18 protein-coding genes are annotated in these 17,931 nt (G+C 58.6%); 8 read left to right on the top strand and 10 right to left on the bottom strand.

Features of this window, described 5'->3' with window-relative positions:
- Positions 1-70: 70 nt before the first annotated feature.
- On the bottom strand, positions 71-640 hold the full coding sequence (locus tag QK296_RS03915; protein ID WP_003187825.1) for a lipocalin family protein: 570 nt from the start codon (positions 638-640) through the stop codon (positions 71-73).
- Between the two features lie 30 nt (positions 641-670).
- A complete protein-coding gene (locus tag QK296_RS03910) occupies positions 671-925 on the bottom strand; it encodes a hypothetical protein (protein ID WP_003187823.1) in 255 nt (84 codons plus the stop codon).
- Positions 926-1,145: 220 nt separating this feature from the next.
- On the opposite strand from QK296_RS03910, the gene QK296_RS03905 reads away from it, so the two are divergent.
- Both QK296_RS03905 and QK296_RS03900 read left to right on the top strand, forming a co-directional pair.
- Positions 1,146-1,418 carry a type II toxin-antitoxin system Phd/YefM family antitoxin gene (locus tag QK296_RS03905; protein WP_003171142.1) on the top strand — a complete coding sequence of 91 codons (273 nt, stop codon included), beginning with the start codon at positions 1,146-1,148 and terminating at the stop codon, positions 1,416-1,418.
- Positions 1,415-1,738, top strand: coding sequence for a type II toxin-antitoxin system RelE/ParE family toxin (locus tag QK296_RS03900; protein WP_003187821.1), 324 nt, complete (start codon positions 1,415-1,417; stop codon positions 1,736-1,738). The genes QK296_RS03905 and QK296_RS03900 overlap by 4 nt, the downstream gene beginning before the upstream one ends.
- 57 nt (positions 1,739-1,795) lie before the next feature.
- Here QK296_RS03900 and QK296_RS03895 read toward each other — a convergent pair whose 3' ends face one another.
- Positions 1,796-2,806: a class 1 fructose-bisphosphatase gene (locus tag QK296_RS03895; protein WP_003187818.1), complete on the bottom strand. Its 1,011-nt coding sequence runs from the start codon at positions 2,804-2,806 to the stop codon at positions 1,796-1,798.
- 233 nt (positions 2,807-3,039) lie between these two features.
- Complete coding sequence (locus tag QK296_RS03890) at positions 3,040-5,490, bottom strand: glycogen/starch/alpha-glucan phosphorylase (RefSeq protein WP_003187817.1); 2,451 nt, start codon at positions 5,488-5,490, stop codon at positions 3,040-3,042.
- A gap of 237 nt (positions 5,491-5,727) precedes the next feature.
- Between QK296_RS03890 and QK296_RS03885 the strand changes: the two genes are divergently transcribed.
- On the top strand, positions 5,728-6,162 hold the full coding sequence (locus QK296_RS03885) for a YkgJ family cysteine cluster protein (RefSeq protein ID WP_003187815.1): 435 nt from the start codon (positions 5,728-5,730) through the stop codon (positions 6,160-6,162).
- 196 nt (positions 6,163-6,358) lie between these two features.
- On the opposite strand, the gene typA is transcribed toward QK296_RS03885, so the two are convergent.
- Both typA and thiI read right to left on the bottom strand, forming a co-directional pair.
- Positions 6,359-8,179, bottom strand: a complete 1,821-nt coding sequence (gene typA / locus QK296_RS03880; protein WP_003187814.1) for a translational GTPase TypA — start codon at positions 8,177-8,179, stop codon at positions 6,359-6,361.
- Positions 8,180-8,318: 139 nt separating this feature from the next.
- On the bottom strand, positions 8,319-9,773 hold the full coding sequence (gene thiI / locus QK296_RS03875) for a tRNA uracil 4-sulfurtransferase ThiI (RefSeq protein ID WP_034134693.1): 1,455 nt from the start codon (positions 9,771-9,773) through the stop codon (positions 8,319-8,321).
- Positions 9,774-10,108: 335 nt separating this feature from the next.
- On the opposite strand from thiI, the gene glnA reads away from it, so the two are divergent.
- The 4 genes from glnA (at position 10,109) to ntrC (ending at position 15,138) form a co-directional block, all read left to right on the top strand.
- Positions 10,109-11,515 (top strand): type I glutamate--ammonia ligase, encoded by a 1,407-nt coding sequence (gene glnA, locus QK296_RS03870; RefSeq protein ID WP_003187811.1) that lies wholly within the window; start codon positions 10,109-10,111, stop codon positions 11,513-11,515.
- Positions 11,516-11,719: 204 nt separating this feature from the next.
- Entirely contained in the window at positions 11,720-12,256 is a 537-nt protein-coding gene (locus QK296_RS03865; RefSeq protein WP_282390616.1) for a chorismate mutase, read from the top strand.
- Positions 12,257-12,619: 363 nt separating this feature from the next.
- Positions 12,620-13,705, top strand: coding sequence for a nitrogen regulation protein NR(II) (gene glnL, locus QK296_RS03860; protein WP_014716523.1), 1,086 nt, complete (start codon positions 12,620-12,622; stop codon positions 13,703-13,705).
- A complete protein-coding gene (ntrC, locus tag QK296_RS03855; protein ID WP_003187806.1) occupies positions 13,702-15,138 on the top strand; it encodes a nitrogen regulation protein NR(I) in 1,437 nt (478 codons plus the stop codon). Before glnL ends, ntrC begins: the two co-directional genes overlap by 4 nt.
- A 445-nt stretch (positions 15,139-15,583) precedes the next feature.
- Here ntrC and QK296_RS03850 read toward each other — a convergent pair whose 3' ends face one another.
- Positions 15,584-16,024 (bottom strand): hypothetical protein, encoded by a 441-nt coding sequence (locus tag QK296_RS03850; RefSeq protein ID WP_003187800.1) that lies wholly within the window; start codon positions 16,022-16,024, stop codon positions 15,584-15,586.
- Here QK296_RS03850 and QK296_RS03845 point away from each other — a divergent pair.
- Complete coding sequence (locus tag QK296_RS03845; RefSeq protein WP_003171120.1) at positions 16,023-16,478, top strand: tRNA (cytidine(34)-2'-O)-methyltransferase; 456 nt, start codon at positions 16,023-16,025, stop codon at positions 16,476-16,478. The genes QK296_RS03850 and QK296_RS03845 overlap by 2 nt on opposite strands.
- A 159-nt stretch (positions 16,479-16,637) precedes the next feature.
- Here the strand turns inward: QK296_RS03845 and secB are convergent, their stop codons facing one another.
- Genes secB through QK296_RS03830 form a run of 3 tightly spaced genes read right to left on the bottom strand, consistent with a single transcriptional unit; the run spans position 16,638 to position 17,829 of the window.
- A complete protein-coding gene (secB, locus tag QK296_RS03840; protein WP_003187799.1) occupies positions 16,638-17,117 on the bottom strand; it encodes a protein-export chaperone SecB in 480 nt (159 codons plus the stop codon).
- Positions 17,118-17,159: 42 nt separating this feature from the next.
- Positions 17,160-17,414: a glutaredoxin 3 gene (gene grxC, locus QK296_RS03835; protein WP_003187797.1), complete on the bottom strand. Its 255-nt coding sequence runs from the start codon at positions 17,412-17,414 to the stop codon at positions 17,160-17,162.
- 1 nt (position 17,415) lies between these two features.
- Entirely contained in the window at positions 17,416-17,829 is a 414-nt protein-coding gene (locus QK296_RS03830) for a rhodanese-like domain-containing protein (protein ID WP_003187796.1), read from the bottom strand.
- Positions 17,830-17,931 lie beyond the last annotated feature (102 nt).

The following is a 17,931-nucleotide window of genomic DNA, read 5'->3' as shown; positions in this document are numbered from 1 at the left end:
GCAACTGATGCACCGAGGTGCCTGTATCGAAGGCAAGCCAGCTCCCACATTGGATTGAGGGTACTCAGGATTACTGAGAGGACTTTGCCATCTGCTTGTCCGATGTACGCCAGATCAGCCGCGTGGTGTCGTACCCTTGCTGTCGCGCCCTGCTCAGCAGGTCTTCGCGGGTTTCGGCACTCACCGTTGGCGTGCGCGACAGGATCCACATATAGCGACGGCTCGGGCTGCCGACGATGGCGGTCTTGTAGTCATCGCTGACATACAGCACCCAGTAGTCGCCCTTGGCAACGCCCGGCAACAGTGACGTAAACCAGTTATTGAATTCCACCCACAGCTTGTCGGTCTTGCCTGGCACCTGCGGCGTCGCCGTGCCTTTGGCCTCTTGCCACTTCCATTCAGGTGTCAGGCAGCGGTTGAACACCGACATGTCACCATCAGGCAGCAAGGTATAGCGGGCTTCGGATTGCGCACAGTTGCGCTGGAAGTACATCGGCAACCGGGCCAACTCATACCAGGTGCCCTGGTAACGCTTGAGGTTGACGTTGCTCGCCGTCTTGGGTTGCAGATCATCGCCAGAATGGCTGGCACAGCCCGCCAAAAACAGGCTGGCGCAAAGGAACAAAACAAAACGCATCATTCTTCTTCTCCCGCAGGCTCGCGCCCCGGTTTACTTCAGGCCTTGCCCGGAAAACATCAGAACTTTGTCACCGGCGTACTGCACGCTGATAAAGCTGTTTTTATCGCCCCAGGTGCAGCTGGACATGCCCAGTGCGCCGGAACAATCGGTTGGCTTGCCCAGCAACGACTCCACCTCGGCCTTGGCCATGCCGGCTGAGAGCTTTTGGTAGTTTTCTTGGGTGACCTTGCTGCAAGCGGCTAAGAGCACGCAAAAAGCCAGCAGGGCGAGACGGCGTATAGACATGGAAAAGCTCCTGGAGAGACAAAGCAGCTGGGGTATCTGCCAGAAGCTTAGAAGGGAAAAGGGGTGTCTGGTTCCCGATGGAGGGTGCTATTTATTTTTTATGTGAACTGCCCCCTGGAACCGTGTTTTCGAATGGAAAATCACGGCCTTTCATCAGTTGCTGTCTGCCAAAGACCAAATTAAGACTAAAATCAGTCCCATCTCGAACCAGGGCCAAACTATGAAATTTTCTTCGCAGATAAAGCCGATCAGCTACTTGAAAAGTCATACCGCCGAGATCGTCAAAACACTCACTGAAAGCCGCGAACCCCTGGTCATCACCCAAAATGGCGAAGCGAAGCTGGTGGTGATGGATGTGAAGAGTTTTGAGGAACAGGCAGAAACCATGGCCTTGTTAAAGCTATTGGCCTTGGGCAACCGGCAGATTGAGTTGGGGCAGTTTCAAGACATGGAGGACGTGTTCGCCGAGCTGGACAAGGACGACGCTCAATGACATTCAAGGTTGTGATTCTTCACTCGGCAAAACGCGACCTTAAAGACATCAAGTCATACCTCATCCGGCAGTTCTCGACATCGACTTGGCAGCAGTCCTACGACGCGATGAAACAGGCCATACGGCTGCTTGAGTCTCAACCCTATGCTGGCTCGATACCGCAAGAGATCGAGAAGTTGAATCTCAGCCAATATCGACAGGTTGTCTGTGGCATGAATCGGATCATCTACGAAATTCGAGACCCGATCATTTACGTCCACATCATCGCCGACACTCGGAAAAGCCTGCAGGCGTTGCTGCTGAAAAACCTTATTCAATAAAAACAAAAGCCCCGAAGCGCTAAGCGCATTTCGGGGCTTTTTTGTTACCGCAAGATTTTACTTCTTGTGATAAGCCGTTACACGCTCAACTTCTTCCTTCGAACCCAGGAATACCGCCACACGCTGGTGCAGGCCTTCTGGCTGGATGTCGAGGATGCGCTGGTGGCCGTCGGTGGACGCACCGCCTGCCTGCTCAACCAGGAACGACATCGGGTTGGCTTCGTACATCAGACGCAGCTTGCCCGGCTTGGACGGCTCGCGGCTGTCGCGTGGGTACATGAACAAGCCACCACGGGTCAGGATACGGTGTACGTCGGCAACCATCGCGGCCACCCAGCGCATGTTGAAGTTCTTCTTCAACGGGCCTTCTTCGCCTTCCATCAGCTCGTTGACGTAGCGCTTCACCGGTTCTTCCCAGTGGCGCTGATTGGACATGTTGATGGCAAATTCCTGGGTAGAAGCAGGAATCGAAATGTCTTCGTGGGTGAGTACGAAGCTGCCCATTTCACGGTCCAGCGTGAAGCCTTTGACGCCATCGCCCAGAGTCAGCACCAGCATGGTCTGTGGGCCGTAGATCGCGTAGCCGGCAGCAACCTGCTCAGTGCCTGGCTGCAGGAAGGCCTTTTCGTTCAGGGCTTCGTTCTGGCTCAGGTATTCGTTCGGGCAACGCAATACCGAGAAGATGGTGCCGACCGGTGCGTTGATATCGATGTTGGACGAACCGTCCAGTGGGTCGAATACCAAGAGGTATGCGCCCTTCGGGTATTTGCCTGGGATCTGGTAGGCATTGTCCATTTCTTCGGACGCCATGCCGGCCAGGTGACCGCCCCATTCGTTGGCTTCGAGCAGGATTTCATTGGACAGCACGTCCAGTTTCTTCTGCACTTCGCCCTGCACGTTTTCAGTGCCCATGCTGCCCAGGACACCGCCCAGTGCGCCTTTGGAAACGGCGTGGCTGATTTCCTTGCAAGCACGCGCCACCACTTCGATAAGGAAGCGCAGATCGGCAGGCGTGTTGTTGCTGCGGGTCTGCTCGATCAAATAGCGACTCAAGGTAACGCGGGACATGGACGGCTCCGGAGAATGGGGGGCTAAAAACCCGCGCAGTTTAGCGCGAGTCGGGGCTGATTTCCTCTAATCAGAGGATTTAACGCCAATAGAGTTCACGCAACGGAGCAACGACACCTCTGTAGGAGCGAGCTTGCTCGCGAAAAACTCATACGCGCCGCGCTCATTCAGGAAGCAAGCGTTATCGTTGAGGTTCTTCGCGAGCAAGCTCGCTCCTACAGTGGCATCAGGGGTCAGTCGAGGGCTTTCCAGATCTCGGTGGCGTACTCCCTGATGGTCCGGTCAGAGCTGAACCAGCCCATGCGCGCCGTGTTGAGCACCGCCGAGCGCCACCAGGCCTTGGAGTCGTGCCAATGCGCCTCGACCCGTGCCTGGGCGTCCCAGTAGGCGTCAAAGTCGGCACACACCAGGAAGCGGTCGTAGTCGACCAGCCCATCGATCAGGCCCACATAACGCCCCGGGTCATCCGGCGAGAACACCCCGCCACGGATGGCTTGCAGCACGTCGTTCAAACGATGGGACGCGGCGATGTCCGGCCCGGCGCTGAACTCGCCGGCGTGTTTGCGAGCTTCCACCTGCTGGGCACTGAGGCCAAAGATAAACATGTGCTCGGCGCCGACACGCTCGTGCATCTCCACATTGGCGCCGTCCATGGTGCCGATGGTCAGCGCACCGTTGAGGCCGAACTTCATGTTGCTGGTGCCGGAAGCTTCGAAGCCGGCGGTGGAAATCTGCTCCGACAAATCCGCTGCCGGAATGATGCTTTCCGCCAGGCTGACGTTGTAGTTGGGCAGGAACACCACCTTGAGCAGACCGCGCACGGTCGGGTCGTTGTTGACCGTGCGGGCGATGTCGTTGGTCAGCTTGATGATCAGCTTGGCTTGGTGGTAGCTGGCCGCCGCCTTGCCGGCAAAGATCTTGACCCGAGGCACCCAGTCGATGCCCGGCTCGGCACGGATCGCCTGGTACAGCGCTACGGTGTGCAGCAGGTTGAGCAGTTGGCGCTTGTATTCGTGAATACGCTTGACCTGCACGTCGAACATCGCCGCCGGGTTGATCGCGATGCCCAGGCGCTCATGGATGATCTGCGCCAGGGCGCGCTTGCTGTGCAGGCGCTGCTCAGCAAATGCTTTGCGAAAGGCCGGTTTCTCGGCAAAGGGTTCCAACTCGATCAGGCGCTGTTCGGGCTGATCGAGAATGCCCGGGCCCAAGGCTTCCACTAGCATATCGGTCAGCTTGGGGTTGGCCTGGTACAGCCAGCGGCGGAAGGTAATGCCGTTGGTTTTGTTGTTGATGCGTTCGGGGTAGAGCTTGTGCAGTTCGGAGAACACCGTGCTGCGCATTAGCTGGGTATGCAAACCGGACACGCCGTTGACGCTATGGGAACCCAGGAACGCCAGGTTGCCCATGCGCACGCGGCGGCCGTTGTCTTCTTCGATCAGCGACACAGCGCGCAAAACATCAAAGTCGTGGATGCCTTTGGCACGCAGCGAGTCAATGTGCTGGGCGTTGATCAGGTAGATGATCTGCATGTGCCGCGGCAGCATGCGCTCCATCAAACCTACCGGCCAGGTTTCCAGCGCTTCGGGCAGCAGGGTGTGGTTGGTATACGAAAGGGTCTCGACGGTGACATCCCACGCGGCTTCCCAGGGAATGTCATGCAGGTCGACCAGCTGGCGCATCAACTCGGCCACGGCGATGGACGGGTGGGTGTCGTTGAGTTGGATGGCGGCGTGCTCGCCCAGGCTCAGTACCGAACCGTGCATGTTTTTGTGGCGACGCAACAAGTCCTGCAGGGACGCGGAAACGAAGAAATATTCCTGGCGCAGGCGCAGTTCCTGCCCTGCTTCGGTGCTGTCGGCCGGGTAAAGCACGCGGGAGATGCTTTCGGCACGGGCCACTTCGGCGACAGCGCCCAAATGGTCACCGGCGTTGAAGCGCTCCAGGTGCAGGTCTTCTACGGCGCGCGCACGCCAAAGGCGCAGGGTGTTGACGCTGGCGCCGCGCCAACCGACGACCGGCGTGTCATAGGCCACGGCGCGCACGGTTTCGTTGGGCGACCATACCTGGATCATCTTGCCGGAGGCGTCCGCCACGGTTTCGACACTGCCGCCAAAGCCAATCGGGTAAATCACCTCGGCGCGTTCGAATTCCCAAGGGTTACCGAAATCCAGCCAGCGCTCGGTCTGTTCCTGCTGCCAACCGTCGACAATCGCTTGGCGGAACAAGCCGTGTTCATAACGGATGCCATAGCCGTGGCCAGCAATGCCGAGGGTCGACATGCTTTCCATAAAGCACGCCGCCAGACGGCCCAGGCCACCATTGCCGAGCGCCGCGTCGGGCTCCAGCAGGCGGATGCGCTCCAGGTCGACGCCCAGCTCCGACAGCGCTTCGCGCGCGATCTCCAGCACACCCAGGTTGCTCAGGCTGTCATAGAGCAGACGGCCGATGAGAAATTCCAGGGACAGGTAATAAACGCGCTTCTGGCCTTTGCGATAAATACGCCGCGTGTGGTCCATCCAGTGGTCGACCATCTGGTCGCGCGCGGCCAGGGCAATGGCTTCGAACCAGTCATGGTCGAAGGCGTGATCCGGGTCCTTGCCCACCGCGTAGGTGAGTTTGGTCAAGACAGCATCGCGGAATGCGGCTACCTCTGCTTCTCGTGCAAGCGGTTCCTGAGACATCGGTGCGACCTCGGGCGAGATTGAAGGAGTTGCTAGAGCCTAGTCGGTCTGACAGACGGTAGACGTGCTGGTTCGGCAGTTTTTTAACTCATTGGCCTGTGGCTGAATTTGATGCAGGGGTCGTGCCCGATCAGGCCCTGGCCAAACCTTTGAGCTGAAACCTGCAAAATATTGTTCAAAAAACCACCAATCCCGGTATGATCGCGCGCCCGGATAACGCCCCACCTTGGAACCTTGATGAAGCCTCAACTGATCGCCGCCGCGGAACTCGACCGTCTAGAGACCTGGCAGAAATACTCCGCCCATATGTGCGGCGGCTGCGTGTCCAGCTGCTGCACGCTGCCGGTGGAGGTGAAGATCAAGGACCTGATCCGCATTGGCATCGTCGATGAGTTCGAGCGCGGCGATCCGCCGAAGAACATCGCCAAGCGTTTGCAGAAAGAAGGCATCGTCGAGCGCTACAACAACAAGTCCGAAATTTTCACCCTGCAGCGCATGAGCAACAACGACTGCCTGTACCTGGATCGTAAGACGCGCTTTTGCACTATTTATGACAAGCGCCCGGATACCTGCCGCAATCACCCGAAAATCGGGCCGCGGCCAGGGTATTGCGCGTACAAGCCCAAGGAAGTGGTGCGCGAGACCAACTTCAAGACCCTCGACAAGTTCTAAGTTTTTGATCGTTCCCACGCTCTGCGTGGGAATGCAGCTGTGGACGCTCTGCGTCCGCTCTTGAAAGCAGGACGCGGAGCGTCCCACGCGGCGTTCCCACGCGGAGCGTGGGAACGATCACAACACACAGACTGCAGGCATAAAAAAACGCCCCCGGCCTTTCGACCGGGGGCGTTTTCATTCAGCCTGAGTTAACTCAGTTCTTGGCTTTCTTGGCTGCGCGGGTACGCTCGCCTTCGTCCAGGATCTTCTTACGCAGGCGGATCGACTTAGGCGTGACTTCGCACAGCTCGTCGTCCTGGATGAATTCCAGGGCCTGTTCCAGGGTGAAGCGAACAGGTGGAACCAGAGCGATGGTTTCGTCTTTGCCCGAAGCACGCATGTTGTCGAGCTTCTTGCCTTTGGTTGGGTTGACGCCCATGTCGTTGTCACGGCTGTTCAGACCAACGATCTGGCCGTTGTAGATCTCTTGACCGTGTTCAACGAACAGCTTGCCACGCGCCTGGAGAGTTTCCAGGGAGTAGGTCAGCGCCTTGCCGGTTTCTACCGATACCAGAACACCGTTCTGACGGCCGGACATGTCGCCGGACTTCATGGTGTCGTAGCGATCGAAGATCGAGGTCAGGATGCCAGCACCGTTGGTCAGGGTCAGGAACTGGTTACGGAAACCGATCAGACCACGAGCAGGGATGTTGTATTCCAGACGTACACGGCCTTTGCCATCCGGCACCATGTTGGTCAGGTCGCCCTTACGCAGGCCCATCTCTTCCATGACCTTGCCCTGGGATTCTTCAGGGGTGTCGATGGTGACGTTTTCGAACGGTTCCTGCTTCACGCCGTCAACCTGACGGATGATCACTTCAGGACGACCAACACCCATTTCGAAGCCTTCGCGACGCATGGTTTCGATCAGTACCGAGAGGTGCAGCTCACCACGGCCGGAAACCTTGAACTTGTCAGCCGAGTCGCCTTCTTCAACGCGCAGAGCAACGTTGTACAGCAGCTCCTTATCCAGACGTTCCTTGATGTTACGGGAGGTCACGAACTTGCCTTCTTTACCGCAGAAAGGCGAGTCGTTTACCTGGAAGGTCATGGAAACGGTTGGCTCGTCAACGGTCAGAGGCTTCATCGCCTCGACGTTGTCCGGCTGGCACAGGGTGTCGGAGATGAACAGCGAGTCCATACCGCTCACGCATACGATGTCGCCAGCGAAAGCTTCTTCAACGTCTACACGGTGCAGACCGTGGTGACCCATCAGCTTCAGGATACGACCGTTACGCTTCTTGCCGTCAGCGCCGATAGCGACAACCGGGGTGTTCGGCTTGACGCTACCACGAGCGATACGGCCAACGCCGATAACACCCAGGAAGCTGTTGTAGTCCAGTGCCGAGATTTGCATCTGGAACGGGCCTTCACGGTCGACTTTCGGTGCTGGTACGTTGTCGACGATCGACTGGTACAGCGGAGTCATGTCTTCAGCCATGTCGGTGTGGTCAAGACCAGCAATACCGTTCAGGGCCGAGGCGTAGATGACTTGGAAGTCCAGCTGTTCTTCGGTAGCACCCAGGTTGTCGAACAAGTCGAAGATCTGGTCCAGAACCCAGTCCGGACGCGCGCCTGGACGGTCAACCTTGTTGATGCACACGATCGGACGCAGGCCGGCTTCGAAAGCCTTCTTGGTCACGAAACGGGTTTGCGGCATAGGGCCGTCTTGAGCGTCAACCAGCAGCAGAACGGAGTCAACCATCGACATTACGCGTTCTACTTCGCCGCCGAAGTCGGCGTGGCCCGGGGTATCCACGATGTTGATGTGGTAGCCGTTCCAGTTGATAGCGGTGTTTTTTGCCAGGATGGTAATACCGCGCTCTTTTTCCTGGTCGTTGGAGTCCATCACGCGCTCGTCGTTGAGCTCGTTGCGCTCCAGGGTGCCGGATTGACGCAGGAGTTTGTCTACCAGGGTGGTTTTACCATGGTCAACGTGAGCAATGATGGCGATGTTACGTAGATTTTCGATCACTTGTGTATCTCGATCAGAGGATTCGGTGTGCTGACAGGTCGTGGCAGCGATTAACAGTAGAGTCAGGCCTTGCCGTTACAGCTTGACGGCAGAGTCGGGGGGCCGGTGACGCAGGCCACAGGCAAACAGCCCCGGGCTCTTAGCTCGGTCGATAAACGCGCACATTGGCATGCCCCTCACTGAGCAAATGGTGGGCATGCAGGCGACTCATCACGCCTTTGTCGCAATACAACAGGTACTGACGGCTGTTATCCAGTTCCTTGAAACGCGCGTTCAGTGCGTAGAACGGCAGCGCTTGCACGTCGATGCCAGCGATTTCCAGCGGCTCATCTTCGGCGGCATCCGGGTGACGGATGTCGATGACGATCTGGCCGGCCAGAGCTTCGCTGACTTCTTCGATCTGCACATCCTGGCCCAATTCGTCGATCACTCGATCGATTGGCACCAGCTTGGCGTTCTCGAGCGCACGCTCCAGAATCGCCATGTCGAATTCTTTTTCTTCATGCTCCACGCGGTGACGCTTGGCGTGGGTCTTGGGGTTCACCGAAATGACCCCGCAGTACTCAGGCATATGCTTGGCAAAGTCGGCGGTGCCGATTTGCTCTGCCAGGTCGATGATGTCCTGCTTGTGGCTGGCGATCAGCGGGCGTAGCACCAGCTTCTCGGTCACGCAGTCAATGATCGACAGGTTCGGCAGCGTCTGGCTGGAGACCTGAGAAATCGCTTCGCCGGTCACCAGGGCGTCGATCTGCAATTGATCGGCGATTCGGGACGCAGCGCGCAACATCATACGCTTCAATACTACGCCCATATGACTGTTATCGACTTTGCCGAGAATTTCGCCCAGCACTTCCTCGAACGGTACGCTTACAAATAGCACGCGTTGGGAGCTACCGTATTTCTTCCAGATAAAGTGCGCGACTTCCATCACGCCCAATTCATGTGCACGCCCGCCCAGGTTAAAGAAGCAGAAATGGCTCATCAGGCCGCGACGCATGATCTGGTAGGCCGCCACCGTGGAATCGAAACCGCCGGACATCAATACCAGGGTCTGTTCCAGGGCACCCAGCGGGTAGCCGCCGATGCTGTTGTGCTGGCTGTGGATCACAAACAACCGTTGGTCGCGAATTTCCATGCGCACTTCAATTTGCGGCGCTTTGAGGGAAATTCCAGCGGCGCCGCACTCACGACGCAGCTTGCTGCCAACGTATTTCTCGACGTCCATGGAGCTGAACGGGTGCTTGCCGGCACGCTTGCAACGCACCGAAAAAATCTTGCCTTCAAGCGCACTGCCGTAGTGCTGCTTGCACTTTTCGGTGATGTCGTCGAAATCGCCCAGCGGGTACTCATCCACCTGCAGGAAATGCGCGATGCCCGGCATGCAGCTCAGGCGCTCGGTCATGTCCTTCAAGGCTTTGGCGTCGGTAATGCGGGTTTCCAGCTCGAGGTTGTCCCACACGCCGTTCACCACCACAGCCGGGTCCAGGTCACGGAGCACGGCACGGATGTTCTTGGCCAACTGACGGATGAAACGCGTCCGTACCGGTCGGCTTTTGATGGTGATCTCGGGGAAGACTTTAACGATTAATTTCATGGAAACAGCGCGCGCCGGGCCTGCTGAAAAAGGGGGGCGCGGATTATAGCGGAAATCGCTCAAGGTTTAACCAGTTAATATGCATTGCACATGCAATGCACCAAAACGGGTCATTTACCCAAATAAACGCTACATTGCAGTGCGCGATTTATGCCGTTTTTGCCGATTGCACCGTTATAGGGGCCATTTTGAGGCAAAACGGCCATGTTGGCGCACTGGCATGCAATTTGCTCTCTTGTGAGGCAGGTTGCCTTGGCGGAGTATCCGCGCCGGCATCACCCAAATTCTAAGGGCTAACTCCACTACCCCAAGCCCGAAGCCACCCGGAGGACACCATGTCGAAGTCGGTTCAACTCATCAAAGATCATGACGTTAAATGGATTGATCTGCGCTTCACGGACACAAAAGGCACTCAGCACCACGTGACCATGCCGGCTCGCGATGCGCTGGAAGATGACTTCTTCGAAGTCGGCAAGATGTTCGACGGTTCCTCCATTGCCGGCTGGAAAGGCATCGAAGCCTCCGACATGATCCTGCTGCCAGACGACAGCACCGCCGTACTCGACCCGTTCACCGAAGAGCCAACCCTGATCCTGGTGTGCGACATCATCGAGCCTTCGACCATGCAAGGCTATGACCGCGACCCACGCGCCATCGCCCACCGTGCCGAGGAATACCTGAAGTCCACCGGTATCGGCGACACCGCATTCTTCGGCCCTGAGCCAGAGTTCTTCATCTTCGACTCGGTGAAGTTCAAATCCGACATCTCCGGCTCCATGTTCAAGATTTTCTCCGAGCAAGGCTCGTGGATGTCCGACCAGGACGTGGAAGGCGGTAACAAAGGCCACCGTCCAGGCGTGAAAGGCGGCTACTTCCCAGTACCACCGTTCGACTTCGACCACGAAATCCGTACCTCCATGTGCAACGCACTGGAAGAAATGGGCCAGACCGTTGAAGTTCACCACCACGAAGTGGCGACTGCCGGCCAGAACGAAATCGGCGTGAAATTCAACACGCTGGTGAAGAAGGCTGACGAAGTTCAAACCCTGAAATACTGCGTGCACAACGTTGCCGATGCCTATGGCCGCACCGCTACCTTCATGCCTAAGCCGCTGTACGGCGATAACGGCTCGGGCATGCACGTTCACGTATCGATTTCCAAAGACGGCAAGAACACCTTCGCTGGCGAAGGCTATGCCGGCCTGTCCGATACCGCCCTGTACTTCATCGGCGGCATCATCAAGCACGGCAAAGCGCTGAACGGCTTCACCAACCCGTCGACCAACTCCTACAAGCGTCTGGTCCCAGGTTTTGAAGCGCCGGTGATGCTGGCCTACTCGGCACGCAACCGCTCCGCCTCGATCCGTATTCCTTACGTCAACAGCCCTAAAGGCCGTCGTATCGAAGCGCGCTTCCCAGACCCGGCTGCCAACCCTTACCTGGCCTTCGCCGCCCTGATGATGGCCGGCCTGGACGGTATCCAGAACAAGATCCACCCTGGCGACGCCGCCGACAAAAACTTGTACGACCTGCCGCCTGAAGAGGCCAAAGAGATCCCACAAGTGTGCGGCAGCCTGAAAGAAGCCCTGGAAGAGCTGGACAAGGGCCGTGCGTTCCTGACCAAAGGCGGCGTTTTCAGCGACGACTTCATCGACGCTTACATCGCCCTGAAAAGCGAAGAAGAAATCAAAGTACGTACCTTCGTACACCCACTGGAATACGAGCTGTACTACAGCTGCTGATCCGGTAGCGCTGCTTAAGGTAGCGTGATGAAAAAGGCCTCCTTCGGGAGGTCTTTTTTTTGCCTGGGCGTTACGCTACGCCAGCTCTGCAAACCCAATCAACGTGTGGGAGCTGGCTTGCCTGCGATAGCGCACTGCCGGCCACCTGCTGTATCACTGACACACCGTCATCGCGGGCACGCCCGCTCCCACAGGAGATCACCTTTGAGATATCGACTTGTATTTGCCCTGCTGTTCATCAGTGCCAGTGCGAGCGCTGCGCCGCCTACGCTCGAACCCTTGCTCAACAGCATCGCCGAACGCCTGGAGATTGCCGACCAGGTGGCGCTGAGCAAATGGGACAGCCACAAGCCCGTGGAGGACAAGAAGCGCGAACAAGAGGTGATCGCCAGCGTTACGGCCCAGGCATCTGGTTACAAGCTGGACCCGGCCGCTGCTGAGCAGTTTTTCGCCGCGCAGATCGAAGCCAATAAACTGGTGCAATACACCCACCTGTCCGACTGGCAGTTCCAAGGCAAAGCCCCCGACGATCCACGCCCGGACCTGGTCCAGCAGATCCGCCCGCGATTGGACGAGCTGCAAAAAAGGCTGTTGCAGCAGTTGACCGACTTCACTCCACAGCGCACCGACCCGCAGTGCCCGCAATGGCTGGCCGAGGCCGTGCACGAACCGCTGAATGATCCGCTGCGCCAACTGGCGATGATCCGCGCCACCGCCGAGCTTTGCATCTATAAAGGTTAAAAGGACTGCAAATCCAATTAAAAATGTGGGAGCTGGCTTGCCTGCGATAACGGTGTTGAATGCACCACAGCTATCGCAAGCAAGCCAGCTCCCACACTGACTGCGATTTGCCTTCAAGCTTCAGTTGCTGAACAACCTTCACAAAACCGCACTATATTGGTGCGATAGCCTGCACCCTTCTCAAGTGCCCAGCCCATTTTGGTTCGAAACTTCCCGTTCAAGCTGGCAGAACGCCACAGTTTCGCGCCTAAACCCCTTATTTCAGGGGGTTAGCGCTTCTTTTCGGAGCCTTGGTTTGGTTTTTGCATTTTCCTTGTATCAGCGTGTGCCTCAAGCCCGCGCCTTGCTCCAAAAGAGGTCCCGATGACCATCAGCGATGCACTGCACCGTTTGTTACTCGACAACCTGACCACCGCGACCATCCTGCTCAATGCCGACCTGCGTCTTGAGTACATGAACCCGGCGGCGGAGATGCTCCTGGCCATCAGCGGCCAGCGCAGCCATGGGCAGTTCATCAGCGAATTGTTCACCGAGTCGGCCGAAGCCTTGAGCTCGTTGCGCCAGGCCGTGGAGCAGGCTCATCCGTTTACCAAGCGCGAAGCGATGCTCACCGCACTCACTGGGCAGACGTTGACCGTCGACTACGCGGTGACCCCGATCCTGAGCAATGGCGCGACCCTGCTGCTGCTCGAAGTCCACCCCCGCGACCGCCTGCTGCGCATCACCAAGGAGGAAGCGCAGCTGTCCAAGCAGGAAACCAGCAAGATGCTGGTGCGCGGCCTCGCCCATGAGATCAAGAACCCGCTGGGCGGTATTCGCGGCGCGGCACAGTTGTTGTCCCGCGAGCTGCCAGACGAGCACCTCAAGGACTACACCAACGTCATCATCGAAGAAGCCGACCGCCTGCGTAACCTGGTGGACCGCATGCTCGGCTCCAACAAGCTGCCGTCCCTGGCGATGACCAACGTGCATGAGGTGCTGGAGCGCGTCTGCCAACTGGTCGAGGCCGAAAGCCAAGGCTGCATCACCTTGGTGCGCGACTACGACCCAAGCATTCCCGACGTGTTGATCGACCGCGAACAGATGATCCAGGCGGTGCTCAACATCGTGCGCAACGCCATGCAGGCCATCAGCAGCCAGAACGAGCTGCGCCTGGGCCGCATCAGCCTGCGCACCCGCGCCCTGCGCCAGTTCACCATTGGCCATGTGCGCCATCGCCTGGTGACCAAGGTCGAGATCATCGACAACGGCCCCGGCATTCCTGCGGAGTTGCAGGAAACCATCTTCTTTCCCATGGTCAGCGGCCGCCCGGACGGTACCGGGCTGGGCCTGGCCATTACCCAGAACATCATCAGCCAGCACCAGGGCCTGATCGAATGTGAGAGCCACCCCGGCCACACCACGTTCTCGATCTTCCTGCCATTGGAACAAGGAGCCCCCACGACATGAGCCGTAGTGAAACTGTCTGGATCGTCGACGACGACCGTTCTATCCGCTGGGTCCTCGAAAAAGCCTTGCAACAAGAAGGCATGACCACCCAGAGCTTCGACAGCGCCGATGGGGTGATGAGCCGCCTGGCACGCCAGCAGCCGGATGTGATCATTTCCGATATTCGCATGCCTGGGGCCAGTGGCCTGGACTTGCTGGCGCGCATTCGCGAGCAGCATCCGCGCTTGCCGGTGATCATCATGACCGCCCACTCGGACCTGGACAGCGCTGTCGCGTCTTATCAGGGCGGCGCCTTTGAATACCTGCCCAAGCCATTCGACGTGGATGAGGCGGTGGCGCTGGTCAAGCGCGCCAACCAGCACGCCCAGGAACAACAGAACCAGGAAGCCCCGCCAACCCTGACCCGCACCCCGGAAATCATCGGGGAAGCACCGGCGATGCAGGAAGTGTTTCGCGCCATCGGGCGCTTGAGCCATTCCAACATCACCGTACTGATCAACGGCGAATCGGGGACCGGTAAAGAGCTGGTGGCCCATGCGCTGCACCGCCACAGCCCACGGGCGGCCTCGCCGTTTATCGCACTGAACATGGCGGCGATTCCCAAGGATTTGATGGAGTCCGAGCTGTTCGGCCATGAAAAAGGCGCATTCACCGGCGCGGCTAACCTGCGTCGCGGACGCTTTGAACAGGCGGACGGCGGCACACTGTTCCTCGATGAGATCGGCGACATGCCGGCCGATACCCAGACTCGCTTGCTGCGCGTGCTGGCTGACGGTGAATTCTACCGTGTGGGCGGGCATACGCCGGTCAAGGTGGATGTGCGCATCATCGCGGCCACCCACCAGAACCTGGAAACCCTGGTGCATGCGGGTAAATTCCGTGAGGACTTGTTCCACCGCCTCAACGTGATCCGCATCCACATCCCGCGCATGTCGGACCGTCGCGAAGACATCCCCACCCTCGCCCGCCACTTCCTCAGCCGCGCCGCCCTGGAGCTGGCTGTGGAACCCAAGCTGCTCAAAAGCGAGACCGAGGAATACCTCAAGAACCTGCCGTGGCCCGGCAACGTTCGCCAGCTGGAGAACACCTGCCGCTGGATCACCGTGATGGCCTCCGGGCGAGAAGTACACATCAGCGACCTGCCGCCGGAGCTGCTGAGCCTGCCGCAGGACTCGGCACCCGTGACCAACTGGGAACAGGCGCTGCGCCAATGGGCCGACCAGGCCTTGGCACGCGGCCAGTCGAACCTGCTGGACAGCGCCGTGCCGGCGTTCGAGCGGATCATGATCGAGACTGCGTTGAAACACACTGCCGGCCGCCGCCGCGATGCCGCCGTGCTGCTGGGCTGGGGGCGTAATACCCTGACGCGCAAGATCAAGGAATTGGGGATGAAGGTGGATGGTGGGGATGATGATGAGGGTGATGAGGCCTGAACCCCAAGACCACTGAAAGCCCAGTGTGGGAGCCGGGCTTGCCCGCGATGGCGGTGTGCCAGTCACCCGATATAGGGCTGACACACCGCTATCGCAGTCAAGCCAGCTCCCACATTTGTTTTGTGCAATGCCAGCAGACTGTGCACCGCTTCAATGCACGATGAACCGCCATTGAGCACAGACCCGAAACCTCACAGAGCGCTTTCGCTGCGAAGTTCATAACCGTAGAAACAACCAAAGCCCCGTATTCCGGGGCTTTGCGCTTTTTGGCATTTTTTTCAAGCCGCAATTGCAAGTTTTGGCACGCCCCCTGCAATAACCCTTGTACTACCCAGTTTCGGGGACCTTGGTACAGGCAGGCCGAGAATCCCCTCTTTAACACCGAAGCCTCAGGCTTCACCCCGTTTTGGGAGCCCTGGTACAGGCAGGCCGGGAACTCCCTCTTTTATTGCTCTTGGAGATGGATCTCCAGCCGCCAGCGGCCATCAACCTCTGCACCGCTCCACTCCCCACGCAACGGCCGGGCCGCTACCAGGTTCAGCAGCAAGCCAGCATCGGTCTTGCGTATGCGCCAATTCACGTCCTTGGCATTGACCTTGAGCTGCCCGCTGGCAGCCTTGCCCTGGGCGTCAAACAGCAGCGCCACGGTGCCGTCGATATGCTCGCCGTGCAGCTTGGGTTCGTTGTTGAACCACACCACCAAGCCATCCGCCGCAGGTTCTACCTGTTGCAGTTCAAGCGGTTCGGGGGTGGTCAAGCGGCCGATCATCAAGCCAATCATCAAGCCGACAATCGCCAATGAGCCCAACACCCTCGGCAATAGCTTCGGTCTCGGGTCGTCTTCGGGGGTAGAATGCAGCGCATCTTTGCCTTCGGAGCCGTGCATGTTTCACGTCATCCTTTTTCAACCAGAAATTCCGCCGAATACCGGCAACGTTATCAGGCTGTGCGCCAACAGTGGCTGCCACCTGCATTTGATCGAGCCTTTAGGCTTTGACATGGACGACAAGCGCCTGCGCCGTGCCGGGCTGGACTACCACGAGTACGCCACCCTCAAGCGCCATGCCGACCTCGCCAGTTGCCTGGAGAGCCTGGGCCACCCACGGCTGTTCGCGTTCACCACCAAGGGCTCGCGGCCGTTTCATGATGCCAGCTTTGCCGAGGGCGACGCGTTTCTGTTCGGCCCGGAGAGCCGAGGCCTGCCGGCCGAGGTGCTTGACGCGTTGCCCGATGGCCATCGCCTGCGCTTGCCGATGCGTGAAGGCTGCCGCAGCCTGAACCTGTCCAACACCGTGGCCGTCGCCGTCTATGAAGGCTGGCGCCAACTGGGCTTTAAATAACACCGCATAACAAATGTGGGAGCGGGCTTGTGTGGGAGCCGGGCTTGCCCGCGATGCAGGCACCTCGGTGTGTCAGTCACACCGCAGTGATGCTATCGCAGGCAAGCCAGCTCCCACACAAGCCCGCTCCCACATTTTAGAACGGCGTCGTTCAGAACATTACTGAACGGTCGGCGCGCCTTCTTGTTGCATGCGCTGCAGCTCTTGGGCGTACAGGGCATCGAAGTTCACCGGCGCCAGCATCAGGGCCGGGAACGAGCCACGGGTAACCAGGCTGTCCAGGGTCTCACGGGCATACGGGAACAGGATGTTCGGGCAGAACGCGCCCAGGGTGTGGCTCATGGACGCTTCGTCCAGGCCCTGGATCAGGAAGATACCGGCCTGTTGCACTTCAGCGATGAAAGCGACTTCTTCACCATTCTTGACGGTGACCGACAAGGTCAGCACGACTTCGTGGAAGTCACCTTCCAGGGATTTCTGACGGGTGTTCAGGTCCAGCGCAACGCTTGGGGTCCACTCCTGACGGAAGATGGCCGGGCTTTTTGGCGCTTCGAACGACAGGTCACGCACGTAGATCCGCTGCAGCGAGAACTGTGGGCCTTGGTCTTGCGCTGCTTCGGTGTTCTGTTGATCAGTCATCGCAGATCCTTCTTTATCTTGGGGTTCTTAAGGGTTTAGGAGTCAGACGGACAGCAGCGCATCAAGTTTACCGGCGCGCTCCAGGGCAAACAGGTCGTCGCAACCACCGATGTGCCGGGTGCCGATCCAGATCTGCGGGACCGACGTGCGGCCGGCTTTCTGGGCCATTTCGGCGCGCACCTGGGGCTTGCCATCGACCTTGATCTCTTCGAAGGCAACGCCCTTTTTCTCAAGCAAGGCCTTGGCCCGCATGCAGTAAGGGCACCAATCGCTGGAATACACGACAACCTGGCTCATATCACTTCACCAACGGCAGGTTATCGCCACGCCAGCTGCTGATACCACCCGACAGCTTGGCAGCGGTGAAGCCGGTCTTGAGCATCTCGCGGGCGTGGGTGCCCGAGTGCTGGCCTTGGGCGTCGACCAGGATAATGGTCTTGGCCTTGTATTTTTCCAGCTCGGCCAAGCGCGCGATCAGCTTGTCCTGAGGAATGTTCAGGGCGCCAACGATATGGCCGGCGGCATAATCCTTGGCCGGGCGAATATCGACGACGACGGCCTCATCCTTGTTGACCAGCGCGGTCAGCTCCGACGTGCTCAGGCTGCGACCACCGCGGCTCAGTTCATGAGCGATCAGCAGCGCCAGCAGGATGACGAAGGCGCCCACAAGCAGGTAGTGGGCAGTGGCAAATGCAATCAGGTGATCAACCATCAAGGAGGTTCCAGGGCGTTAAAATGGCGGTAAGTATACACAGCCGCCAGGGGGGGCCAACCCCCGTAAAGCGGTGACGTGGTTGGAACTTCGCTTTAAACT

It is taken from the genome of Pseudomonas sp. AL10 (assembly GCF_029960685.1).
GTDB lineage: Bacteria > Pseudomonadota > Gammaproteobacteria > Pseudomonadales > Pseudomonadaceae > Aquipseudomonas > Aquipseudomonas lactis.
The sequence above is the reverse complement of the archived record's forward strand: the minus strand, read 5'-3'. Positions and strand labels throughout refer to the sequence as shown.